The 3599-nt window shown below is 54.0% G+C and carries 2 protein-coding genes and 1 pseudogene; all 3 read left to right on the top strand.

Going from position 1 to position 3599, the window contains the following annotated elements:
* A partial coding sequence (locus ACTHS3_RS07450) for an FAD-binding protein (RefSeq protein WP_440367565.1) occupies window positions 1-555 on the top strand: 555 nt, incomplete at its 5' end.
* On the top strand, window positions 552-1805 hold the full coding sequence (locus ACTHS3_RS07445) for a complex I 51 kDa subunit family protein (RefSeq protein WP_049335869.1): 1254 nt from the start codon (window positions 552-554) through the stop codon (window positions 1803-1805). The genes ACTHS3_RS07450 and ACTHS3_RS07445, both read left to right, overlap by 4 nt.
* A gap of 212 nt (window positions 1806-2017) precedes the next feature.
* Window positions 2018-3469: pseudogene (locus ACTHS3_RS07440) on the top strand (DASS family sodium-coupled anion symporter).
* Window positions 3470-3599 lie beyond the last annotated feature (130 nt).

Here is a 3599-nt window from a genome sequence, read left to right as displayed (position 1 = left end):
CAACCGCGCGACGTTGTTGCCGCTGCGATTCTGCGCGAATGCCGCGAAGGCCGCGGCGTGGTACGCGATGGTCAAGTCGGCGTGTTCCTCGACACCCCGCGCCTGATTGCTAACGACCCTGACGTATTGAACCGTCTAGTAACACTCGGCCATGTTGCCCACAAATGCGGCATCGACCCTGCTGTTGAGCCGGTCATGATTCATCCGACCCTGCACTATCAAAACGGCGGTATCGAAATCAACGGCAACGGCGCGACCTGCGTCGAAGGCCTCTATTGCGCCGGCGAAGTAACCGGCGGCATTCACGGCCGCAACCGTCTGATGGGCAATGCACTTTTGGACATCATCAGCTTCGGTCGCCGTGCCGGTAAAGCCGCGGCAAATTGCGGCCTGCCGCTGAAAAAAGTACGCGGCGGTGTCGGACACGTCCACGACCTGCAACGCGAAATGACCCGGGCCGGCCTGACCAGCGACATCAAAGCCCCCGTTTTATATCCCGACTACGGCAAATTCGATTTGCGCGAACACGCCGGTTTGCAGGAGCAACAATCATGAATCAAGCCAATCAAAACTTACTGCATCCTTCCCGCCAAGTCGGCGCAGATTTAGCCGCGTGGCGCAAAGTCGGCGGCGGCGAAGGCCTGCTGGCTGCGCTTGCCGATCCTCAAAGCATTGTTTCCAAACTGCAAGATGCCAATCTTTGCGGTATGGGCGGTGCAGGTTTCCCGACTTGGCGCAAATGGGAGGCCGCCGTTGCCGCCCAAAGCAAAAATGGCGACAAATACGTCGTCTGTAATGCCAACGAAGACGAACCGGGTACATTTAAAGACCGCGTACTGCTGGCAAATACGCCGCACCAAGTCATCGAAGGCGTCCTGATTGCCGCCGTTGCCTGCCGTGCCAATAAAGCAATTTTGTACGTCAACCCTCATCAAACCGAATCCATCGCTTCCATCACACCGGCCATCGAGCAATGGAAAAACAGCGATTTGTTTATCCGCATCGAAAACTACTTGGGTAAACCTTTGGACTTGCAACTGGTTGAAACTTCAGGCCGTTATATCGGCGGCGAAGAAACTGCCGTAATTTCATGGCTGGAGGGCGGTTTCCCCTTCCCCCGCCGCAAGCCGCCTTTCCCCGCCGAAAGCGGTGTCAACGGTGAGCCGACCCTTATCAACAATACCGAAACCTTCGCCAATATTCCGCAAATCCTTGCCAAAGGCGCGGAATGGTACAAATCTTTGGGTTTGGGCGATGCGGCCGGTACAAAACTCTACTCTCTCTCCGGCGACGTATTGAATCCGGGCCTGTACGAACTGCCAATGGGCACGACCTTGCAATCGCTGATTTACGATCACGGCGGCGGTATGCTCGAAGGCCGTACGTTTAAAGCCGTATTTACCGGCGGCCCGTCAAACACGCTTTTGACCGTAAAAGATTTGGATGTGCCTTTGGACTTCGTGTCCGTACGCGAACGCAAATCCAGCCTCGGTACCGGCGCGATGATTGTGATTTCCGAAGGCACCAGCGTGGTGCGCAAAGTGGCCGAGTATGTGGAATTTTTCGCTTCCAACTCATGCGGTCAATGCCCGCCTTGCAAAGGCGGCACATTCCAGCTTTCCCGCCTGCTCAACCGCGTGGACACCGGTATCGGCACTTCCGACGACCTGCGCGCCCTGCAAAGCCTGTGCCAACTGTTGCCACGAAGCGGCCGTTGCGGTTTGATTGACGGCGCAGTTACCGTGTTGCAAAGCTCGCTGCGTACCTTCCCCGAAGAGTACGGCCTGCCGCAAGAACAGGAGTAAAACGGCGTTGTTTTCAGACGGCCTGTTACTATAAAGGCCGTCTGAAAAACGATACCCGACTCCCATTCTCTTCTTTCCAAGATGGAAGAGAAACCCAATAAGAAAAATACCTTCCGAACCTACCAAAATACGTTCAGACAGGCTTAAGCGACACTCAGGCCGTCTGAAAACAGATTTCCCAATACTTTAATCCTCAAATTAGGAGATTCAAAATGGGCTTCAAGCCAATTCCTGCTGCGGTCGCACTTGTGCTGACGCTGCTTATCTGGTTCGTTATCCCCGTTCCTCAAGGCGTATCGCCTGACGCATGGCATCTTTTGGCATTGTTTGTCGGCATCATTGCCGGCATCATCGGCAAAGCCATGCCTATCGGCGCCATGGCGATTTTGGGCATTACCTTGGTTGCACTGACCGGCGTGACCAATGAAAAAGCCGCCGACGCAACCAAAGACGCTTTGAGCAGCCTCAACAACTCACTCATCTGGATGATCGGTATCGCCATCATCATCTCGCGTGGCCTGTTGAAAACCGGCTTGGGTATGCGTATCGGCTACCTCTTGATTTCCCTCTTCGGCAAACGCACGCTGGGCGTAGGTTACAGCTTAGCGCTTGCCGACTTGGTCATCGGTCCGGTAACGCCGAGTAATACCGCGCGCGGCGGTGCCATCGTACATCCGATTATGAAATCCATTGCCTTGAGCTTCGACTCCGACCCTGAAAAGGGTACGGAAGGCAAAATCGGTAAATACCTTTCACTGGTCAACTTCCACTCCAATGTAATTACCTGACTGATTTTTATCACCGCCACCGCACCTAATCCACTGGTGGTCGAATTGGTTGCCAAAGCCACCAATTCACAAATCCAACTCTCTTGGGGTACTTGGTTCTTGGCAATGATCGTACCCGGCCTGCTTGCTATGCTACTGATGCCGCTGGTGCTGTATTTCCTGTATCCGCCTGAAATCAAACAAACCCCTAACGCCACTGCATTGGCAAAAGAGCATTTGACCCAAATGGGACCGATGAAGCGTGAAGAAAAAATCATGCTCGGTATTTTCCTGGTTCTGCTGCTGTTGTGGGCGGGTATTCCTGAGATGCTGTTTGGCGTGAAAGTGGACGCTACTGCCACCACCTTCCTCGGCTTGAGCCTGTGCCTGTTGACCGGCGTACTGACTTGGGACGACGCGCTGAAAGAAAAAAGCGCGTGGGATACCATTGTTTGGTTTGCTGCCTTGGTGATGATGGCAAACTTCCTCAACAAACTGGGCCTCATCAGTTGGTTGTCCGACTCCATGCAAGGCGGTATCGCCCACATGGGTTTGGGTTGGGAAGCCGGTTGTGCCCTGTTGATGCTGGCCTACCTCTACGCCCACTACGTTTTCGCCAGCGGTACGGCACACGTTACCGCCATGTTCGGCGCATTCTACGGCGCAGGCTTGGCCTTGGGCGCACCACCGATGCTGTTTGCCCTGATTATGGCAGCCGCTACCGGCATCATGATGTCGCTGACCCACTACGCTACCGGTTCTGCACCTGTCATTTACTGCTCCAACTATGTAACCATGACCGAATGGTGGAAAGCCGGCTTCATCATGAGCGTGCTCGAAATCCTGATTTTCGGCACTGTCGGTATCTTGTGGTGGAAAGTTTTGGGCTACTGGTAACCTTCTGGCTTATTTAAAACTCAGGCCGTCTGAAAACTCCAATTTCAGACGGCCTTTTGTTACAATTTCATTTTTACCGAACACACTCAATTACCGTGAAAATACTCATCCTCGGCAGCGGCCAAGTCGG

Source organism: Neisseria sp. P0009.S007 (assembly GCF_051962515.1).
This window is presented reverse-complemented; position numbering and strand designations above follow the sequence as displayed.